This is a genomic window from Chryseobacterium defluvii (assembly GCF_014204415.1).
Lineage (GTDB): Bacteria > Bacteroidota > Bacteroidia > Flavobacteriales > Weeksellaceae > Chryseobacterium > Chryseobacterium defluvii_A.
The window spans coordinates 71,605-92,710 of the sequence record NZ_JACHLE010000004.1 but is presented as its reverse complement, the minus strand read 5'-3'; the positions used below and the strand labels follow the sequence as shown (position 1 = coordinate 92,710).

Below are 21,106 nucleotides of genomic sequence, written 5' to 3'. Positions count from 1 at the left end.
GATTCATTTATTTTTTTAATAGATAACTATTTTAAAAGTTGATCTATTGTACTTTGAATTTCAGGATCTTCCGGAGAAACAGCGTAGTATTTTGCGATCGTGGATTTTTGATCAATGACCATGTATCTCGGAATCCAGTTGAGGTCTATGTAATTATTGAAATCATTTTTCCAGCCGGCAGCAAACCAATAATTGTTTTTGTCTTTCATGTTAAACCTTTCCAGGCTCTTATCAAAACCTTCTTTTGATTTTTCTAATGAAAGGAACACAAAATCCACATTGGGATTATTCTTTTCCAATTCTTCAACTTTTGGAAGGACTTTTAAACAGTCTTTACACCATCCGGCCCAGAAATCAAGTACTACCACTTTCCCTTTATGATGATCAAGAATCTGCTGTATAGTAATGCTTTTTCCTTCCTCATCTTCCAGCTTTTGATTGAGTGCTTCTCTGGAGAAAGCGGTTTTAAGGACTTTTGGTGTTTCCTGTGAACAGCCCAGCCCGAACATTCCCATCATCAGCAATAGCAATAGCTTTTTCATATCAATTCTTTTTTGCAAATCTAAACAATGAAATGTAAATGGAGACTGATTTCGTATGAATTGGGAAAAATTTAATAATTGAGAGATTCTATAATTATTGATGCTTTTCGTAAAGCATTTTGGACCATATCCCTGATGAAACCGGTTGTTTTTCCCTTAGTTTCTTCTTACATAATCCAGGATGAGCTGGTTAAATTCTTCCTTTTTATCAATGATCACATTGATAGGCCAGTAGTAAACAATATCCCTGAGATAATCAAAGGTTTTAAGACGGACGTAATCTTTTTCGGTAGTCAGGATCAGTTTGTATTCTCCTAATTTTTTGTATTCGGCAATGATCTTTTTAATATCGTCATCGGAAAAATTATGATGGTCCCTGAATTTTAAATGTTTAACTCTTTGGGAGAATTTTGCAAGGTGTTCAACTAATGGTTTAGGATTGGCGATTCCTGTAATCAGCAGGATATCATAATAATTCAGGTTATTATCTGGTAGCATTTTTTCTCTTCCATATACATTTTCATCATATCCGATGGAAGTAAAGAATACCTTTTGATTGTATAAAGGCCTGATCCTCGAGATATAATACTGCTTGGTTTCTTCGGTCAGTTCATCAGGACATTTGCTTACCATAATAACATCGGCTCTTTTTACACCAGCCCTTGATTCCCTCAGATCTCCGGCAGGCAGCAGATGGTCTTTAAAATACGGATCATTAAAATCCGTCATCAGAATATTGAACCCTGCTTTAATAGCCCTATGCTGCATGGCATCATCCAGCACCAGAACATCCAGGTCCATATCGGAAATAACCTTTTGAGCCCCGGGCACCCGTTCTTCCGAAACAGCGATCACAAAACGGTTCTTGAAACGCTCAAATAGCTGCATGGCCTCATCGCCCACCATTTTGTAATTGCTTTCATAATTCGTTACGGCATATCCTTTCGTCAGCCTTCCGTATCCTCTGGAAAGAACCCCTGTTCTGTAATGCTTGGAAAGATATTGGGCAAGATACATTACCATCGGGGATTTTCCGCTTCCGCCAACGGACAGGTTGCCGACATTGATTATCGGTGTATTGAATTTCGTAGATTTAAAAATTCCCAGATCATACATGGTGTTCCGGATACCCGTTACCAAATGATAACCTAAAGAAAAAGGATAAAGGTACCATCTTTTCATACGTTTGCAAAAATAGGAATTTCCCAAAGGATTTGCTTCAATATTCTCAATGACTTTTCAACAATTATTTCATTTAATTAAAGTATTTTTGTGGAGTTATTGTAATACATTGAGGTACTTTATTGAGTTTTCTTATAACGGCAAAAATTATTTCGGTTATCAGATCCAGCCGGATGCCGTTTCTGTGCAGGAAGAATTGGAAAAAGCCCTTTCCACTATTTTAAGGGAAGAGATTAAAACCACGGGAGCGGGAAGGACGGATACAGGAGTGCATGCCAGGAAAATCTTTGCCCATTTTGATACGGAAAAGGCTTTGAATATCAATCTGCCTCAAAGGCTGAATAGTTTTCTTCCTCCGGATATCTCCGTTAAGAGGATATTTCAGGTGAAAGATGATTTTCATGCTCGTTTTGATGCCACATACAGAACGTATGAGTATTATATTTCTCTGGAAAAAAATCCTTTTACCCTAGATTCGGCATGGCAGCACTGGAAGAGGCCTTTAGATATTGACCCGATGAATGAAGCTTGCAAAATTCTGTTTGAATATGAGGACTTTACAAGTTTTGCTAAATTGAAAACCGATAATAAGACCAATATCTGCCAAATATATAAAGCAGAATGGGAACAAAGCGGAAGTGAATTGAAATTCACGGTTTCGGCCAACCGTTTTCTGAGAAATATGGTAAGGGCAATTGTGGGAACAATGGTGGAAATAGGGGCAGGAAAACTGAAGCCGGAGGATCTCCGAAAGGTCATTGAAGATAAAAACCGCAATGCTGCGGGAACTTCCGCACCGGCTCAGGGCTTGTTTTTAGTGGACGTGGGATATGAATTTTAATAATCTCTTAGTCACAAGAATTTTTTAGAAATATATTGAATTTCATACATAATTTTAAAATTATTCTGTACACAATTCACATTAGGGGATATTATTTTATTTTCTCCATTTTCATTCTGTAGGAACCCAAATTCATAAATGATAAAGTATTACCGGGATTCCTGCAGAATGACAAAATGAGAGTAAATTTTTTTTACCTGTATCTTTGTTTAGCCTGTTTAAATAAAATTGAAAACTATGAACGAAATCGAGAAATTGGGATATGCCTTACAGCAGTTTGCCGGCCTTACGGAAGAAGACTTTAAATTATCCGAAGACTTCTGGCTGCCTAAAGGATATAAAAAAGGAGAGTTCTATAATCTCCGGGGAACGGTTTGCACTTATTTCGGGTTTATTACTGACGGTGTTTTTCGTTCCTATACGATCGATGAGAAAACGGGGGAAGAGAAGAATGTTTTCCTGTACTCTGCAAACGGTTTTGTCGTTTCTTTCAAAAGTTTTATCAATCAGATCCCGTGTGATTACCATACCCAGGCCCTGACGGATGCCTCCATTATTTATATCCGGTATACGGATCTGCTTTCCTTATATCAGCGGTCGCACCGGTGGGAGAAATTCGGGAGGCTGTTGGCGCAGGAAGCTTTTAATGTAACCATGACCAGGATAGAAGGTTTTTTACTGAAATCCCCGGAAGAACGGTATCTGGACCTCATTAAGCAGCATCCTGATATTTTCAATAATGTGCCGTTGTACCATATTTCTTCCTATTTAGGCATTCAGGGACCGTCTTTAAGCAGGATAAGAAAAAGAATTTCAGGAAAGTAATACGATTTTAACCAAGGTTAAACTGATCGTCATTTTATATACGGAACTTTGTCTCATCATTTAAAACAATAGAAATTATGAAAACAAAAACTATCGTATTGATCCACGGATTATTTGTGAATAATACAAGCTGGAAAGAGTGGAAAACTTATTTTGAAGCACAGGGATATACCGTGCATACTCCTTCAAATCCCGGGCACAATGGTGATCCTGTGCAACTGAAAAGAAATATTCCTTCTGAACTAAGAAATGTGGGTTTTGATGATGTTGTGGATCATTTGGCTGGATTTATTGATACTTTACCTGAAAAGCCAATTATTATCGGGCATTCCTTTGGCGGATTAATGGTTCAGAAGCTGATCGATATGGGCAAAGCGGTTGCCGGGGTAAGTATTGACGGTGCACCTCCTAAAAATGTAATGGCTCCTTTTTCTACAGTTAAAGTGGTGTGGCCTGTAGTAAACTTTTTTAAAGGGAATAGTCCTTACATGGGAACTAAAGAATGGTATCACAAGGCATTTTTTAATAATTATTCGAGAGAGGAAAGCGATAAATTGTATGAAACCGTTGCTGCTCCCGAAAGCAGAAAGCTGGCCAGAGACCCGCTTTTCAAATCCTCAGCAAAACTGGATCTCAATAAGCCTCATCAGCCACTATTATTCATAGCAGGTTCCAGCGATCATATATTTCCTGCTGAATTTTCAAGAAAAATTGCAAATGCTTATCAAGATAAAAACAGCATTGTGGATTTTAAAGAGTTTGAAGGAAGAAGCCACTTTATCTGTGGGGAAAAAGGATGGGAAGAAGTGGCCGGTTATATTCTTAACTGGTTGAATAAACTGCAATAACATTAATATTTTAAATGACGGGTATCTGCATTTTTCTATGACTATTTTAATGAGTTGTTAATCCATTAAAATTTTAAAGTCTTATTTTTGCAAAGGAATTTTTATTCTTTCCATCAATTCATATAATGAAAAAACAAGATACCTGGGAAATTATCAGGAGGCTGTTCTTTATCGGAATGAAGTTCCGTTCCTGGTTCATCCTTACTTTGATCATTTCCATCATACTATCGGTAGTTTCTACTTACAGGCCTTATCTTACCATGCAGGTGGTGGATAATGACATTACAAAACTTCAGGATAAGGCTTTGATGATGAAGCATATTTATATCCTGGTGGGACTGGTATTTGCAGAAACCGTTCTAAACTTTTTCCTGGTATATTTTTCCAATTATATTTCCCAGAATGTGATCCGGGATATAAGAGAGAGATTATATGCTAAGCTGATTTATTTTAGGACTTCATTTTTTGATAAAACCCCGATCGGTCAGCTTGTAACCCGTTCCGTGGGAGATGTGGAGACTATTGCTACAGTGTATACAGATGGTTTCCTGATGGTTTTCGGGGATATTTTAAGGATTGTATTTGTATTGGTGATGATGTTCAATACCAATGTTCATCTCAGTTATATTACACTAGCAATTTTGCCTTTAATGGTACTTATTACAAGGTTTTTCCAAAAGAGGCTGAAACAGGCCTTCGGAGATGAAAGAAACTGGACATCTAACCAAAACTCTTTTGTACAGGAAAGATTGGCGGGAATGCCCATCATTCAGGTGTTCAACAGGCAGAAAGCAGAGTTCAAAAAATTTGATGATATTAATATTACCCTGAAGGGAGCATTATTGAAGACCGTTTTTATATTCTCATTATTCTTTCCTGTTGTAGAGCTTATTTCCTCACTTTTTATAGGTTTTATTCTTTTCTATGGTGGATATATTACTATCAGTGCTGGAGTTGTGATTGCATTCATTCAGTATATTTCCATGCTGATCCGTCCGTTGAGGCAGATCGCTGACCGGTTCAATAATATCCAGCGGGGTATTGTGGGAGCAGAAAGAGTATTGGGGTTAATGGATGAGGATTATGCTATGCAGAATGACGGAAAAGTGATGAAGGATCATTTTGACGGGAAGATCGAATTTAAAGAGGTGCGTTTTGCTTACGATGAGAAGCAGGAAGTGTTGAAAGGGATCGATTTTAAAGTGAGTCCGGGAGAAACTGTCGCTATTGTAGGAGCAACGGGAGCAGGGAAATCTACCATCATCAGTTTAATTACGAGATTATATGATATCAATTCCGGGAAGATATTTATTGATGATATTGATCTGAAAGAGTATGAGCTGTATAATCTGAGGAGTCATATTGGGGTTGTGCTGCAGGATGTTTTCCTGTTCCACGGAAGTATTTATGAAAATCTTGCGTTTGGCGATGAAACCATTACTCTGGATAAAATAAAGGCTGCGGCCAGAGAAATAGAAGTAGATCAGTTTATCGACTTGCTTCCGGGAGGATATGATTATGTAGTGAGTGAAAGGGGTTCTTCAATTTCATTGGGACAAAGACAATTGCTGTCATTCCTGAGAGCTTACTTATCGGATCCGAAGATTCTTATCCTGGACGAGGCAACCTCTTCTATTGATCATGAAAGTGAAAAACTGATCCAGAGAGCGACAGAAAAAATTACCAGAAACAGAACATCCATTATCATTGCACACAGACTTTCCACTATTGAAAAAGCAGATAAAATTATCGTCATGGAACAGGGCAAAATAGTGGAGGAAGGAAAACACCTGGAACTTCTGGATAAAAACGGTTACTATGCTACCCTGTATAAGGCTCAGTTAAGACATGAGGTAGAAATGGAAGAGGAAAACCAGAAATTATAGGCCGTAAGGAATAATACCGAGGTCCTTTTTCCACATATCACCATGCTTTTCAGTTAAATATCCGGCAACGGCTTTATTATTGTTTTCGGCTTTTTTTGAGAGAAAGGGACTTATTACACAGTTTTCATAAACAACATCTACTCCATATTTGTTTTTGAAACTTTCATGGTTCCTGGACATGATCCCAAACTGAATGAAATGAGGCGTTTTTTCTTTTTTTACTGTTCGTTCGGTTTTTTCTCCTTTATCTGTGGTGATCGTAACACGGGTTTCATCTTTCTTTTGCGCAAAACTTAAAGTAGAAAAAAGAATAAATAAAAGAAATAATTTTGAGTTTTTCATGGGGTCAGGTTTACTATATGATTGGAAAGTATAAGTAAGGTTAAAATTCCTGTATAAGAAATTGTCTTTTAAAACTGCAGAACACAAAGTTTTGTTTTGTATCAAACGGAGTGGTGTGGTTTTCCATGATAACGTTTATTTTTTCAAAACCATTTTCAAAAAGGGCTTCCAAAGATTTCTCATCATACTGCAGGATATCCAGTCCGCTGCATTTTGTGGGACCGTTTTTAGAGAATGTTCCAATAACCATTCCTTTCTTTATGCAGTTTTGTGCCGTGCTGATGTATTTTTGAATGTGCTCAGGCTTTGTCAGAAAATGAAAGGCGGCCCTGTCATGCCAAAGATCATAAGCTTCATCAGGTTCAAATTCGGTAATATCTGCTTCAATCCATGTTACGTTTGAGGCATTAGGGCCTAAACGCTTTTGCGCTTTTTCTAAAGCTTTTGCGGAAATATCAAGAACGGTAATATTCTGATAGCCTTCTTCAAGAAGGAAGTCCGCAAGGTTGCTGTCGCCGCCCCCAATATCAATGATTCTGGCATTTTTCTCTAATTTGAAAGAATTGATGAGGTCAAGAGATATCTGAGGTTTTTTCTGGGTCCAGCTTACCTGGTTGGGATTTTTTGTTTCGTAAACGGTTTCCCAGTGATTTTTATTTGCAGCATCTGTCATTGTGCTAAAATAGACATAAATTTAAAAGTTATCCACATTGTCTGATGGGAAAATGATATATTTGTTAACAATTATTTAATATAAGGTATGGTTTTTGTATCTTTATAGAAATTAAATAATAGCATGAATTTTGCAAATACGCTGATAAATTCACTATTTTTTATCGTTTAACTTATTAAAAAACATTTAGAATGATGAATAATATACAAGATGAATTTCAAACGTTGAAAGACGAATTAAAGAAACTGAACATTGATGTACAGCGAATCGTAAAAGTAGGAAATGGAAGTATGGACTTTCATGAGGTTTTTTACAGATCCCCAAGGTATGATGAGATCAAAAGTGTCTATGTACAGCGACATAATCTGGACCATCTGATCGAAAAATTCAAACAGGTTTACAGTTAAAAAATAAAGTCCGCGCCTCAGAAGAATTCTGAGGCGCGGACTCTTTTAAAGCATAAGTATTAATCTTTATCTAATTCCGAGTTTTCTTTGGTGTCTTTCATTCTTGTATATACAACCAGCGAAAAGAAAATACATGCTGTAATATACCAGTAAAAATAATGTTCTATATTTTCCTGTTTAAGCCACAGAGCGATATATTCCGCAGATCCTCCGAAAATAGCAACCGTTAATGCATAAGGCAGTCCGACCCCTAAAGCCCTCACTTCCGATGGGAAAAGCTCAGCCTTTACCACGGCATTGATCGAAGTATAACCGCTCACGATGATTAATGCAGACATAATCAGAAAGAAAGCACTCCACATGGATGTAGTGGTACTTAAAGCATTCAGGAGAGGATAAGTGAATAGGGTTCCTAAAATCCCGAAGCTTAAAAGCAGCGGCCGCCTTCCTATCCTGTCGGACAACCCACCGAAAACAGGCTGTAAGCAGGCGAAGATGAACAAGGATATAAATGAGATGAGGGTAGACTGTTCTTTGGTAAGATGAACGGTATTCACCAGAAACTTCTGCATATAAGTGGTATAAGTATAAAATGCCAAAGTTCCGCCTAAGGTCAATCCTACCACAGTAAGCAATGCTTTCGGATGTTTCAGAAGCTCTTTTACGGTTCCTTTTTTCTTTTCGCTTACGTCTTTCTTATTTTCAAAAGCTTCAGTTTCGTGAAGATTGGCTCTTAAATATAATGCAACTACTGAAAGCATAGCCCCAATTACAAAAGGGATTCTCCAACCCCATTCTTCCAGCTGGGTTTCAGTTAACAGGAGTTTTTGCAGGATGAGTTGAATTCCCAATGCAATTAATTGCCCGCCGATCAGGGTTACGTACTGAAAACTGGAATAGAATCCTCTCCGGTCCCCGGTTGCCATTTCGCTGAGATAGGTGGCGGAAACCCCATATTCCCCACCAACGCTCAAACCCTGTAATAATCTTGCAAGCAGCAGCAGGAGGGGAGCCAGAAATCCGATTGTTTTATATGTAGGAGTAAATGCGATGAGCAGTGAACCGAATGACATCAGGAGTACGGAGAGTGTCATCGCTTTTTTTCTCCCGACCTTATCAGCAATGCTTCCGAAAAGCCATCCTCCGATTGGGCGCATCAGGAAGCCTACAGCGAAAATTCCTGCCGTATTGAGGAGTTGTGCAGTAAGGTCAGAGTCCGGGAAAAAGGATGGGGAAAAATAAATGGCAAATGCGGCATACGCATACCAGTCGTACCATTCTACCAGGTTTCCGATGGAACCGCCGACTATGGCTTTGATTCTTTGTGCTGTGGTGATCTGTGGTGAATTCATAAAGGAAAGATAATTTCTTTTTCTTTATGAATCAAAATTTAAATAATGAACTTATTTGAATATGTACTCTTAGCCGGAAAATGAAAAATCCGGGCAGCGAAGCTGCCCGGATTTCAATGAGTATTAATTCTGTTATTTACTTTTTTATAAGTTTTGTAGTTTCCGTTTTTAGGTTTTTTCCGGAAACCTCAATGAAATAAGCTGCAGGTGGCAATTCTGAAACCTGAACTTTTCCAGCTCTGATGTCTGATGTTTTTACCAGTTTTCCATCCAGGCTATATACTTTTACTGTTGAATAATCTTTACTGTTTCCTTTAATTTCAATAAAGTCCTGTGCAGGATTTGGATAAATTTTAAGATTTTCTTTTTTGGAGAAATGATCTTCGGCAGCCAGAAAGGCTTCGTTTAAAGCCTGTGCACCCGTTGTCGTCTGATTCATGCTAAGAGCCGGTATATTGATGTTGGCAGATGTGAAGCTAAGCAAAGGGAACTTGTGGGTATTGTCATAATATGAATAAGCCGTATTCGTGATTGTTCCCACAGGGAAACCACTTACGGTCAGATTAAAAACCTGAACGGATTTTATTCTTAAAATATTGGTATAGGTTTTTGCTCCGATCATTAAAACTCCGCTTGCATCTGCTGAAATATTAATGGTACCGCTAAAATTCCCATTGGCTGCAGATGAGGTAAATGTTCCTTGGGCGTTATCGGTTTCAGTATACCCGTAAGCTGCGGGGTAGGAAATAAATGTTCCGTTATTGGTTGAGAAATTTAATGTAGCATCCGGTGTTATAAGACCTGTGATTTCCAGTTTTGAAGAAGATTGTTTATATAAAATGGTATTTCCACTACCTGTCATTTTAATAGTTGTACCGGGGAAAGTAGAAATTTCAGAAGCGGTTGGAGCCGAATAAATAGTTGGTGCCGCAGCTCCCTGCGTTAAAGAAGCATTGTTGAAGGTGGTGTCGGCTCCTGTTGCGGAATTATCTACAGTGCCGTTTACCGTGTTATTGTTTACGGTCTCTCCAATGATAGGGTCGTTAAATGCTTTTGTAATTGTAGTTTGTGCTGAATATAGGCTGCAAGTAGCCAATAAAAGAAGTACAGGTTTTCTCATGGTTTATTTTTTTATTAAAGATATAAATAATGAATTTGTTTTTAGTTATAAACGTTTTTTTTTACGGATTTAATAAAAATAAAGCCACCCAATACGATTGGATGGCTGTTTTCTGTGCGCTAAATACTGTGGTTAATTCTGACTGATGATCATTTTTCGATAGGTATAAATATCTTCTATTGTTACGACACTCATTTCCTTTTTCACGGCAAAGTCTACAATTTCAGGGAGCCTTGCCATAGAACCGTCTTCATTGGTCAGTTCACAAAGTACCGCATCTTCTCCAAGATTAGCCAGTTTTATGAGATCCACGCTTCCTTCCGTATGGCCACGCCTTTCAAATACCCCATCCTTTTTGGCGATCAGGGGGAAAACGTGTCCCGGACTTGCGATGTGATTTGCTTCAGCATGTTGTGAAACGGCAGTTTTAATGGTTGTTACGCGGTCTTTTGCCGAGACCCCTGAAGATACCCCCTCTTTAGCTTCAATAGAAATAGTGAATGCAGTTTGGTTTTTACTGGTATTGTTATCTACCATTGGCCGAAGATTGAGCCGGCTGCCTTTTTCTTCAGAAATGCATAAGCAGACAATTCCGCTGCATTCGCGGATCAGAAGTGCCATGTCCTGTTCTGTGATAGTGGAGGCAGGAAAGATGATATCGCCTTCGTTTTCACGGTTTTCATCATCTACCAAAAGGATGCCTTTGCCCTGTTGTAATTTGAGAAGTGCATTTTCCACACGTTCTCTGGAGGTAACTCCGAATTTTTCTAATAATGTTTCCATGTGTATTTACTTTTAAAAGTTAAATAGCTCTTCGGTACATGGAAATGAAATACAACACAATAAGTCTATATAAAATAGCCTTACTGATTGCTCCATTTTCTTCTCCCATCCAGACTGTAACTGTCGGTTTTGGAATTTCACCAAATCAGTCCTTTCGAATGAAAGGAGTCGCGGACTGTAACCGCCGGTAGGGAATTTCGCCCTGCCCCGAAGAAAACTTATCCTAAGTTTTACTGTATGTTTTAATTAAATTTTCGTTTATTTCATAGATTATTATTTAACGCACAGACTGCTAATTTCGGAAAGTTTTTTGAATTCCGAAAAGATTTTGTAAACTTATTAGAGGTTGAACATACAGTATTAAATGAACGAAAATTTATTGAAAATCCAAAGGCATTTATTCTTTTCTTAACCAGCTGAGGATTCGCGAATTCTCAATTTTCCAGCTTACATTCGTCTTTTTCATCAAATAACTTATTGTTATTGCTGTCTTAAGTTGCGGTCATTATTATTTTGGTTGAACTTTGGATGTATTTTCAGTTATTCACAATGTAACTTGAAGGTGAGATCTGCCTGAAACTTTTCCCGAATCTGTCAAAAACATACAGACAACCGGATACTTTTCATTGATAAGCTTATCTTTCAACTGGTTTATTATAAAAATAAGTAAAATAGATTTTATAAAAACAGAAAATTCCTAAACAGCCTTCTTTATGTTTTAAAATAAAGGTTCCCCATTTAAATCTGTGGTGAGAACTTCACTCATATAATCAAAAAAAGGACGCATGGCCAGTAAGGTGAGAATGGCTTCTTTTTGAAAACTGCCCGATAAAACCTCCTTATCCGTAAATTTCCGCATCACTACATATTGCTTTTTTCTGACCAGATCTATGGCGGGATGATTTTTATCAAAGCTTCTCGGAGCTGTTTTTACAGCATCGCCTTTAATTTCTCCGAAATACTTTATGAATGTTTTATCGGAAGTTATCTTTTCAATTTCTGTGGTACTGATTTCAAATTCTTTACGGATACGGAGCAGATCTTTAGCATCAGGGCCCCAGAATCCCCCTCCTACAAAACTGTTGCCAGGTTCCAGTTGAATATAATATCCTCCTCTCAGCATCGGTTTTGAACGGGAATATCCAACCCCGAAATTGGTCTTGTATGGAGTCTGGTCTTTGGAAAAACGGACATCTCTATAAATCCTGAAAATATGGATTCCTTTTAAGTTATCATGTTCCTGAAGCTCGGTATAAACCTGGTTGAAAAAAACTTTGTTTTCTTTTACAGCCAAATCATATTCCGGCTTGTGTTGAGCAAACCATTCACGATTGTTGTTTTTTTCTAACTGTTGAAGGAATTCAAAAGCTTTTTTCATCTTAACGTATTTTTGCAAAGTTAGATTATGTTTTATCTGGTATAGTTTCCTGAAACAATAGATTCTTCCATTGTACTTACAATCTCAGAAACAGGAATGGTAAATATTCCTGCGTTTCCATTGTCAAACTCCTTTTTCCAATAAGAATATCCGTCCATTTCAATGGAGTCGGGCATTTTACGGGTTTCATTTTGTAGCTCGGTGACACTTTTGTTCAATGCTTCTTCAGAAATCGGAATGTGACTTAGCTGTTTTGCAATGCCTTCAGGGCTGTCAGGGTTTTTAATTTTTAACCCACTCACAGAGATATGAAGCACTTTTCCAGTTTCAGGATATTCCTCGATCTTTAAAATTTTAAGGGTAGAGCTTTTTTCTATAGGGCGGGTTTTGTATTTCCATTCCTGGCCTACACTGTATTTTGCATCATTTTTCGTACAACCCGAGAAGAATAAGAGTACTGCTGCTATTAAAGTATATAGTCTAATCATGAGTTAATTGGTTTTAATTTTTTAAAGGTGGATATAAGAGCAAAATTACGAAACTCCGGACACCTATGTTTTAATTACCGTAGTTTATATTTAGTTTAAAACAGGGTAATTTGTAATCAGATACTTTATCCGTTGGTTACAAACAATCTTGTTTTTGTTAAAATCCGTTCTCCGAAGATCTTACGCAAGTTGCAGGAAACAAAATACAACTATGTTTGGTTTCCCACAAGAGTGGTTGTAATGAAGTACTAATAGCTCAAATGGAATGAAACAGTTAATTTAAGGTGTACTTTGTGGAGCAGAGCGGGTTATCTTTATTTCTTTCCTCTTCTTTCAAGGATGAGGTACGCTGCATCTAGCATTTTGGTAAGGTGAATGTATGGGCTTATCATATTCCTTTCCGGCAGATTATTATGGATTCCCAGTGAGAAATAGACCATTCCGGAAATAAAATAATCAAATTCCTTGATGCTGTATTCTTTGAATGCTTTTTTAAAGACCAACAGCGGATTTTGGTACTCTTTCTCCGAAAGCAAGCCAAGAACCAACGGAGAAACATCTTCCAACTTGGGAGCTGTAGTTGTTTTCTTTTCCTGCAATGTTATGAAGTAGCCTGCACGGATGAATGACCGCATCGCCTGCTGAAAATGAAAAACGACGGACGGATGTTCTTTTATCCAGCTGTTTCTTTTTACCGCATAACTTATAATGTCGTTTAGCAGCTCTTTGGATGCTGTCAGGTCATTGAGCTTAAAATAGTTTTCCATTAGCTGTATGCCGCAATGTTTCTTCTGGTCTTTACCAAGCCGGGATTGAAGGTCTGTTTTGTTTTTTTTCATGAGTTTGTATTTTTTTACTGTACGATTTTATTGGCCGTAAAGGAGGAAGTCCGCCTGAACTTCCTTCCCATACAAACAAAGGGTAATATGATAGAATTTGTGTTTTTATAAAAGCCCTAAAGCCACAATGGATTGTACACCCCATTGTACCGTATCATGATACTTTATGTTGTAAAGCTGGCTTAGAAAAAGATGATTGTAGAAAAACAGAACTGCATGAAAATAAAAACGGCATGAGACTCTACAATATCCGCTTTTGAGGCACTGGTATACCATTGGAACAGATAAGAGAGCCCACGCCTAGGTCGTGAGCTTCCTGCTTATCGTCTTGTTCCTATTAAAAATTACCAGTTTTCAAAAGCAAGATTTCTAAGCAATAGCTTCTATATTTCTTTGAAGTATCGCAAAGCTACATTTATTGTAGCTTATTGTACAAATATAATATAATTTTTCAATTGTAGGTTAATTCAACTACATTTTTTTATTGTAAACTTTCCAAATTGCTCTGATAATGGTAATTGCAATGGATAGAATTGAATTTCGAATAGCTTTTGGTAAAAGAGTTGAAAAATTTAGAAAGAAGTTAGGATTAAGCTATCGGGAGTTAGCTCAAAAATGTGATGTTGACCATAGTAATATCAGTAAAATTGAAAAAGGAGAAGTTGATTTAAGAATTTCAACAATACAGGAATTAGCTAGAGGCTTGGAAATTCATCCTCAAGAATTATTTAATTTTAAAATAGATGAAAAATCCTGAAGAAAGTGGGATTTGTTTTTATTAACTTATTAAGTAATAGGAGAGCAGAAAAAGTATTAACAAAGTGCTGGCTAAAGGGGAGCGAATGTTTAATTTTCACACCTTCCACCCCTCATTTCGCCAAACTCTTGTTACTTGCAGTTTTTATTTATTCTCTTAAAAGGTCTGATAATTGTTCTTTTGTAATAATTAGAAAATTTGTCGTGTCATATGTGTTTTTTTCAACACGTTTTAGAAAAGCCAAATAATTCATTATTCTTAAGAAAGTTCTTTTAACAGATTCATTGTAAGCGATTCCAATTCCAATACGTCCAAGAGAAGCTGCATTAATTAAACTTCCCATAATGTGTTTTTTTGTACTTGTGTTTTCTATTTCTAATGATAAGAAACATCTGGCATTCTGATTTTTACGAGTTACAAAATCAAATTCAGGAATACTTAATTCGTTCATCCATTCGTCACCTATATTTTCAACGTGTAAATCATATATTCTTTGAAGAAATGTATCAATTTCGGGATCTCTGAGTAATCTGTTGTATTCTGCTGTTTGATTTCCATTTGGAACAATGCTAAATGGTCCAACTGCAATGTCAACTCGAGGAGAATATTGATATCCAATTCCCTCGAATGCACGCCATTCTTCGATAACTTGAAGTTGCGGAAATTTTTCTTGTAATCTCAAATTAATTTGTCTCTGATATTCTTTAGCGCTCATATTGGTGAAAATTTTAGGTAACGTTTCTGGGCTTGGCTAAGGTGGCGATTTTCACCACAAATGTTGATGCGGAGAACCAATGCTTGATTAACCACAAATGTGTCTGCAGAACACTGAACCGCCACTTTTGCCAAACCCGTGTTAGTAGTTGCCTTTCTGTTGTCATTAGGGTTAATCATAACTAAATAACCAAATAATTAATTCCTTCAATAATCTCTAAAGAAGTCTGTTCCTCAAATTTTATATTAAATCCGTTGCCACCTTCACTTTGAATTAAAATATTTGGTTCGTATTGAGGGATTTCCTTGCTAAATATTTTTTCAGGATTATTGTCAATACTACTAATAAATTTCTCGTATTCAGTTAATGCACTGAACACAGCCGTTAATATTTCAATGTCTCTTGATGTACTTTCGTATTCATTAAATTCGTCTGGGTAAAAATAATTACTGTTATTTTTTATGAAAGGTATATCAAGTTTAGTTGGTGATACTTCAAAATAATGAAGTAGGTACCTTGTATATTGAACAAATGATTGCTGAAGTCCATAAGGAATATAATCCTCAGACAAGTCATATTTTTTGTAATTATTCTCAATTGTATTGAGAAAATAAGAAAGTGTCTTTTGAAATTTTATTGCAATTATGTCTGCAATAATTTCAGAGGTTCTGTCTTTGCCATAAAAAAAGAAAAAGAAATAATTTACTTCACAACGATTTAAATCAAATTTGCCAACTCTAAAATTATGTTCCTTTCCTTTTGCAAATGAAACGCTTGGATTTTGAGATGCTGCTTGACTATCAATGTCAGCTATGGATATAAATTTTGTTTTACGAATTAGCTTACCAGCATTTGCTTCTAATTCGTTCATGTCCGCTATTAAAGGCAAAGCATAAACAACGGCATTTCCTTTGGTCAGTCCTATTCCATTGGCAAGGTCTCTTAATACAAAGTGTTGGTCTGTAGTCGTACCATTAATTTTGAATTTGAAATGGTCGTGTGGTGCTTTGTTGAATTCACTTTTTGGATCAGGACTTGTTGTTACAAGGTCGCCTTTTTTATACTGTATGAAAAGTAAGTGTCCGCCTAAACCAGTTTTTATTCTTACATCATATCCTCCACCCGCATTTCCTGTTGGGTCGTTTTTACCTTCTGTTGTAATGTGGAAACCACCTGATGTAGATTTAGGAAATTTGAGAAATGGTAATCGGTGTCTTGGTCTCCAATATTTCCAAAGAGGAATGTCTGTTAGAAACCAATACCAACTGTCTGCAAGATTTAACAACTCGTGTGTTATATTTAATTCAAGTGTTTTCTCGTGAAATTCCATATTGTATGTTGATATTACTGTTTCTCGTCATAAGGTTGCCACTAACTCTCTAATTTAAGCATTGCGTCAATAATAACAATGGATATTGCGTAAATTTTTATGTTTTTTATAATAAATTACTCTGTTGAAAATAATGTCATTAAAAAACCGCTCTGAAAATCAGAACGGTTTATATATTAAATTTGTCTCAAAAATGCTGTTACATCATTCCCGGCATTCCACCACCCATTGGCATAGCTGGTTCGTCTTTTTTCACTTCAGTGATTACACATTCGGTTGTTAAAAGCATTCCGGAAACAGAAGCTGCGTTTTCAAGGGCAACCTTAACCCATATTTTGCCAATACAATGTTATCTGTAGTTGCATTATTCGGTTTTTGATCGAACGAATTTAAGTGTGTCAGTAATTATTGGTTTTGTCCAACCAATGTTTTCATCGGGATTTTTTTGTTCAAGGACTACTTTTACAGTATCAGAAAGTTTGTCAAGATAAATTATTTTTCTTCCGTTTCCAATTTCGCTGGAATTTTCATCTGTCGATAATCGAAGTTCAAACGGAAAATCTATAAAGTAGTCCCTATAATCATATTTAAAAATTATTTCCAATGGATAACTGATATTTGAAATTTTATTATTTTCATCGTATTCTATTTCAATTTTTGCAGTGTAAAACATTACATCTTTTTTGTTTAATAAGGTATAATTATTTTTTAATGGTTTATAAAAAACATTTTCAATACGCTTTTGTTTAGCTTGTTTTACATCGTTTTCTTTTGTTGCTGCAAATACTATAAATGAGTAGCTTAAAGCATTTCCAATTAAAAGAGGAATAAATAATTTTTTAAAACTGAATTTGAAAATTTTTGATATAGCGAAAGTTTCAATACACACACTTCCCAAACACATCAAAAAATAAGTTGCAATCCAGTTAAATTTGTCAAAAGTTGCATTTGGAAGAAATCTATCAATTGCAAAATGCCAAATTAACATTGCAAACATCATCACAAGAGTTCCAAGAAATCCAGAAATTAAATTTCCGATTATTGATATTAGCACAGATTTTTTCCAACCAATTTTAAGAAATACATAAATAGTTATGGTTTCAATAATTATTGTAAGGAAAATTAAATACCAAAATTTTTGAACTTCTTCACTAACATAAATAGCGGGCCAAATTACATTTAATAAAGTCATTTATTTTTTGCGAGATATTGGTTTTGCAATTACAGATAACGTCCAAATATACGCATTGCGCAAATATCACATATATATTATTGCGCTTATTTCATATGTGTATTGTACAATTGCTTGTTAAACAGCGGTTTATTTTTAGTTGTTTTTGGATAAACGCAATAGTATATAATAAATGATAAACAAAGGAGTTATCTACAAAATAAAAAAACCGCCCTACAAAAGCAGAACGGTTTATATATTAAATTGTCTTAGCGACACGCTGTTACATCATTCCTGGCATTCCGCCACCCATTGGCATAGCTGGTTCGTCTTTTTTCACTTCAGTGATTACACATTCAGTTGTTAAAAGCATTCCTGAAACAGAAGCTGCGTTTTCAAGGGCAACTCTTGTTACTTTAGTAGGATCGATGATTCCTGCTTCAAGCATGTTTACATACTCGTCAGTTTTTGCATTGTATCCGAAGTCTCCGCTTCCTTCTGCCACTTTAGCAACGATTACAGAACCTTCAGCTGGGCTTTTGGTAATATCTTGTAGCAGATGTTTTTATTTATTAAGTTTGATTACTCCGGCATAAGTCGCAATCCAAATCGAACCATCTTTGTCTTTTGTTATTCTCTCGCAATGAATACTTGGAACATTTGAATTTTCATTTGTGTAAGTTTCCCATTTTTTTGAGTTTGTGTCATAACATAAAACACCAACTCCGTTTAATGTTATCCATAACAAATTGCTTTCTTCGTCTAAATAAAAATCATTGATTGCATTTTTACTGAACATGTTAGGATTTGGATGGCTTATCCTTGTCCATTTTCCCTGCAAGTCTAATAAATAAATTCCCGCTTCATCAGATTTGTCGTTGTATAGGTCAAACCATAAATTACCTTTTTTATCTTCATAGATTTTTGAAATGTATGCTTTTGATAAAGGTGAATTTTTCTCGTTTAATGATTTCGTTACTCCGTTTTCAATAATCACGTTTCCTTCAAAAGTTCCAATCCAAATTCTATCATTTTTATCCACATAAACGCCAAGAGTTTTGTCAGTTGGAAGATTTGAGTTTTGCTTGTTAAATATTGACCAAGTTTTTCCATCAAATTTTGTTACACCGTCCCAAGATGTAAACCATACATTATTTGAATGATCAACAAATATTTTTCTTGCCCAATTTATTGGAGAATTTATAGAGTCATATTTTGTCCAGTTTTTATTGTCATATCTATAAACATCCCAACCAGCAATAAACCATTTATTGTTGCTTTTATCAACTTTTAAATCTCGTACAGATTGTGTTTCATTTTTGTTATAAGCAGGAGAAGCGATAGAAGTGTTTTTTGAATTAAAATGTTCCCATTTTCCATTATTTATTTTTACAATTCCATTGTCTGTTCCAATCCAAATATTATTGTCTAAATCATTTGCAACTGCTCTAGTCATATCCCAAGGTAATTCTGAGTTCTGTTGAGTGAATACGGTCCAACTTTTTGAAAGTTTGTTTTTATCTGTTCCTTTTACTTCAGGGCTTCCAACAGATTTTGCATTTGACAAATTTTTAAAATCAAAGATTCTGCGTTTTGCAGAAAAATCACCATTTTCAAATTCAAAAACCAATGAAACTGAACTATTAGTTTTTTTATTGTCTGAAATAGCAGATTCCCAATTTGATGTAGAGTTTATTGCTTTCTGTAAACCTAATTTTTTTGATGAAATATTTGTTTGATTTACTGAACTTAATAAGCAGGCTTTTCCATTTTCGTCAATTAGAATTTGCACTTCAATGCTTCCTTTTATCTTACTCAAACTCTTTTTGTCAAATTTTTCTAACAATTCATTCATTAAAGTTTTTGGAGGTTCGGCTTTTGTGTCTCCACAATCAAGACAAAAACTCGTTAAACTACAATCACTATATTTTTCTGGATAAAGATTTTGAGAATAACTTAATGTCAAACAAAATACTGTCAATAGTAATAGTATAATTCTTTTCATTGTTTGGTTTTTTTAATATCTGCTAACATCCAACATCCAAATTTTTGCTTTGCGTCAATATACAATATATATAATTGCGCTAATGTTGTTTTGGTTTTTGTCATGTTTTTCTATTTGCTTAAAGTCAGGACACTTTGCACAGTGGGAGAGTTCATTAATAAGATTTTATATTTTAAAATTCAGAAGGCTTAATATGAAAGATTGGAGATTCCCAATTGTCATCATCTAAGCAAATGCTTTCCCATTCACCGCTTGCATCCAATTCTAATTCACAATATTCAGTATAACATACCTCTGGATCAAATATTTTCATCATAGAGATTACAGCAATTGGATATAGAACCATGTCATCAAAATCATAAGCTAATTCAATTATATTCCCTGTATCATTATATAAATCACAAAAAGTTTTAAACATTCTCCAAGATTGTTCCTTTGACTCATCCAAATGCTCAGTCCTGCCAATTTCTTCTCTAATTCTTTTATATAATACCTGCCAATACCGTTCTAATTCATTCTGCATCACAGGAATAAATTTTGATTTTTCTATTCCTGCATCTAAGTAAATTTCACCCCATATATGTTCATTCGTTTCAGTGTAGATCTCAGAATAACTATAGTTTTCAATATAACTTTTCAGATGTTGTGTAAGACTTTCATAACAAGTAAGTTCGTAACAATTTTCTTTTGTTTTAAAAATTATTATTGAATCAAGTGATTGAGCTTCATATTGTTTTCTATTTAACTTACTGTATTCTTCAAATGCATTTATAAAGTCTTTATACTTTGGAATTTGGTTATCTTTATTTTTTAAATTAAACAAAAACTCTTGTAAGTTTTCAATATTCCCATCAATAATCATATTTAAGTTATTTATGAGTTTTTGAAAAGCAACTTTATTCTTACTTGTTTTTTCAAACTCTAATCGGAGGTATCTTTCAAAATTTAATAATGTATAATAATACTGATTTTCCCAGATTAGAAATGATTTTTCCCCATCCCATTCCTTCTTTTTAGGTGTATAAAATAGATCTAATGCAGTGAAATTTCTTTTGTATAGAAGATTTACATTCAGTCTGTTATTGATTTTATTAATAGTAAAATTTATAAAAAAGTTACTTTCTCTTTTTTGTTTAACAGGAAGATTAGAAAATGGGCGTATTAAATTATTATAATGTCTATGATTATGAAGTACATTCAAAAATTTTTGTTTGGAATTAATATCAATTATGTTGTGTTCTGGAATATCAATTTTCCAATTTTTAGGAGTTTTTGAAATGAGGGATTGATTGTAATATTGCCAATAGATAGTTTCAGATTTTGGGTCTTGGAGAATGATAAATAAAGGATAGTTTTCACTTATTGCATTCCAGTAATGGAAATGCTTATCTGGAAAATAAAATGTTAAATAATTTTTCTTTTTTTGAAAATTACTTTCACCACCTTTAATTTGTAAAGCAAAAATATTAATTTTCCCATTTTCATCTATTGGAGTCTCTACTATTGCATCAATACCTATATCGCAAATAGGTTGTTCACGAAAAATCCATCCACATTCGTTAAAGAATTTAGCTGTGTCGTAAATAGCTTTTCTTTCTGTTTTAAAATGATTCAATTTTAGT

Annotated in this window: 21 protein-coding genes, 1 pseudogene and 1 riboswitch; of the genes and pseudogenes, 6 read left to right on the top strand and 16 right to left on the bottom strand. The window is 35.2% G+C overall.

From position 1 onward, the window contains the following. Positions 1–26: 26 nt before the first annotated feature. A complete protein-coding gene (locus HNP38_RS13675) occupies positions 27–542 on the bottom strand; it encodes a TlpA family protein disulfide reductase (protein WP_184190474.1) in 516 nt (171 codons plus the stop codon). A 156-nt stretch (positions 543–698) separates the two neighbouring features. After that, a complete protein-coding gene (lpxK, locus tag HNP38_RS13670; protein ID WP_184190472.1) occupies positions 699–1,724 on the bottom strand; it encodes a tetraacyldisaccharide 4'-kinase in 1,026 nt (341 codons plus the stop codon). A gap of 49 nt (positions 1,725–1,773) precedes the next feature. On the opposite strand from lpxK, the gene truA reads away from it, so the two are divergent. The 4 genes from truA (at position 1,774) to HNP38_RS13650 (ending at position 6,124) form a co-directional block, all read left to right on the top strand. Then, positions 1,774–2,565 (top strand): tRNA pseudouridine(38-40) synthase TruA, encoded by a 792-nt coding sequence (gene truA / locus HNP38_RS13665; protein WP_184190470.1) that lies wholly within the window; start codon positions 1,774–1,776, stop codon positions 2,563–2,565. A gap of 237 nt (positions 2,566–2,802) precedes the next feature. Beyond that, positions 2,803–3,390, top strand: a complete 588-nt coding sequence (locus HNP38_RS13660) for a Crp/Fnr family transcriptional regulator (RefSeq protein ID WP_184190467.1) — start codon at positions 2,803–2,805, stop codon at positions 3,388–3,390. 77 nt (positions 3,391–3,467) lie between these two features. Next, the gene (locus HNP38_RS13655; RefSeq protein ID WP_184190465.1) at positions 3,468–4,238 is read left to right on the top strand and encodes an alpha/beta hydrolase; all 771 of its coding nucleotides are present in this window, start codon (positions 3,468–3,470) and stop codon (positions 4,236–4,238) included. A gap of 125 nt (positions 4,239–4,363) precedes the next feature. Next, positions 4,364–6,124: an ABC transporter ATP-binding protein gene (locus tag HNP38_RS13650; RefSeq protein WP_184190463.1), complete on the top strand. Its 1,761-nt coding sequence runs from the start codon at positions 4,364–4,366 to the stop codon at positions 6,122–6,124. Here the strand turns inward: HNP38_RS13650 and HNP38_RS13645 are convergent. Then, positions 6,119–6,466, bottom strand: a complete 348-nt coding sequence (locus HNP38_RS13645; protein WP_184190461.1) for a hypothetical protein — start codon at positions 6,464–6,466, stop codon at positions 6,119–6,121. The two genes, HNP38_RS13650 and HNP38_RS13645, sit on opposite strands and share 6 nt — an antisense overlap. A 40-nt stretch (positions 6,467–6,506) precedes the next feature. Next, positions 6,507–7,139: a class I SAM-dependent methyltransferase gene (locus HNP38_RS13640; protein ID WP_184190459.1), complete on the bottom strand. Its 633-nt coding sequence runs from the start codon at positions 7,137–7,139 to the stop codon at positions 6,507–6,509. 191 nt (positions 7,140–7,330) lie between these two features. Between HNP38_RS13640 and HNP38_RS13635 the strand changes: the two genes are divergently transcribed. After that, complete coding sequence (locus HNP38_RS13635) at positions 7,331–7,546, top strand: hypothetical protein (RefSeq protein ID WP_228461070.1); 216 nt, start codon at positions 7,331–7,333, stop codon at positions 7,544–7,546. A 59-nt stretch (positions 7,547–7,605) separates the two neighbouring features. Here the strand turns inward: HNP38_RS13635 and HNP38_RS13630 are convergent, their stop codons facing one another. The 6 genes from HNP38_RS13630 to HNP38_RS13605 all read right to left on the bottom strand — a co-directional run bounded on the left by HNP38_RS13630 (position 7,606) and on the right by HNP38_RS13605 (position 13,506). Further along, positions 7,606–8,898 (bottom strand): MFS transporter, encoded by a 1,293-nt coding sequence (locus HNP38_RS13630; protein ID WP_184190457.1) that lies wholly within the window; start codon positions 8,896–8,898, stop codon positions 7,606–7,608. A 136-nt stretch (positions 8,899–9,034) separates the two neighbouring features. Continuing rightward, complete coding sequence (locus tag HNP38_RS13625; protein ID WP_184190454.1) at positions 9,035–10,018, bottom strand: T9SS type A sorting domain-containing protein; 984 nt, start codon at positions 10,016–10,018, stop codon at positions 9,035–9,037. Positions 10,019–10,150: 132 nt separating this feature from the next. Then, positions 10,151–10,801 (bottom strand): 3,4-dihydroxy-2-butanone-4-phosphate synthase, encoded by a 651-nt coding sequence (gene ribB, locus HNP38_RS13620; protein ID WP_184190452.1) that lies wholly within the window; start codon positions 10,799–10,801, stop codon positions 10,151–10,153. 93 nt (positions 10,802–10,894) lie between these two features. Then, positions 10,895–11,020, bottom strand: a riboswitch (FMN riboswitch). Positions 11,021–11,519: 499 nt separating this feature from the next. Continuing rightward, positions 11,520–12,179: a DUF2461 domain-containing protein gene (locus HNP38_RS13615; RefSeq protein ID WP_184190450.1), complete on the bottom strand. Its 660-nt coding sequence runs from the start codon at positions 12,177–12,179 to the stop codon at positions 11,520–11,522. A 32-nt stretch (positions 12,180–12,211) separates the two neighbouring features. Next, positions 12,212–12,667, bottom strand: coding sequence for a hypothetical protein (locus HNP38_RS13610; protein ID WP_184190448.1), 456 nt, complete (start codon positions 12,665–12,667; stop codon positions 12,212–12,214). A 314-nt stretch (positions 12,668–12,981) separates the two neighbouring features. Then, entirely contained in the window at positions 12,982–13,506 is a 525-nt protein-coding gene (locus tag HNP38_RS13605) for a hypothetical protein (RefSeq protein WP_184190446.1), read from the bottom strand. Positions 13,507–14,017: 511 nt separating this feature from the next. On the opposite strand from HNP38_RS13605, the gene HNP38_RS13600 reads away from it, so the two are divergent. Continuing rightward, positions 14,018–14,263, top strand: a complete 246-nt coding sequence (locus HNP38_RS13600; protein ID WP_184190444.1) for a helix-turn-helix domain-containing protein — start codon at positions 14,018–14,020, stop codon at positions 14,261–14,263. Positions 14,264–14,411: 148 nt separating this feature from the next. On the opposite strand, the gene HNP38_RS13595 is transcribed toward HNP38_RS13600, so the two are convergent. The 6 genes and pseudogenes from HNP38_RS13595 to HNP38_RS13570 all read right to left on the bottom strand — a co-directional run bounded on the left by HNP38_RS13595 (position 14,412) and on the right by HNP38_RS13570 (position 21,099). Further along, entirely contained in the window at positions 14,412–14,978 is a 567-nt protein-coding gene (locus HNP38_RS13595) for a hypothetical protein (protein WP_184190442.1), read from the bottom strand. A 181-nt stretch (positions 14,979–15,159) separates the two neighbouring features. Further along, complete coding sequence (locus tag HNP38_RS13590) at positions 15,160–16,308, bottom strand: hypothetical protein (protein WP_184190440.1); 1,149 nt, start codon at positions 16,306–16,308, stop codon at positions 15,160–15,162. Positions 16,309–16,672: 364 nt separating this feature from the next. Continuing rightward, the gene (locus HNP38_RS13585) at positions 16,673–17,500 is read right to left on the bottom strand and encodes a hypothetical protein (protein WP_184190438.1); all 828 of its coding nucleotides are present in this window, start codon (positions 17,498–17,500) and stop codon (positions 16,673–16,675) included. A 262-nt stretch (positions 17,501–17,762) separates the two neighbouring features. Then, positions 17,763–18,026 (bottom strand): annotated as a pseudogene (locus tag HNP38_RS13580) (TCP-1/cpn60 chaperonin family protein); the annotation flags it as partial. A gap of 18 nt (positions 18,027–18,044) precedes the next feature. After that, on the bottom strand, positions 18,045–19,484 hold the full coding sequence (locus tag HNP38_RS13575; RefSeq protein WP_184190436.1) for a hypothetical protein: 1,440 nt from the start codon (positions 19,482–19,484) through the stop codon (positions 18,045–18,047). Positions 19,485–19,656: 172 nt separating this feature from the next. Then, positions 19,657–21,099, bottom strand: coding sequence for a DUF4365 domain-containing protein (locus tag HNP38_RS13570; protein WP_184190434.1), 1,443 nt, complete (start codon positions 21,097–21,099; stop codon positions 19,657–19,659). Between the last annotated feature and the right edge of the window lie 7 nt (positions 21,100–21,106).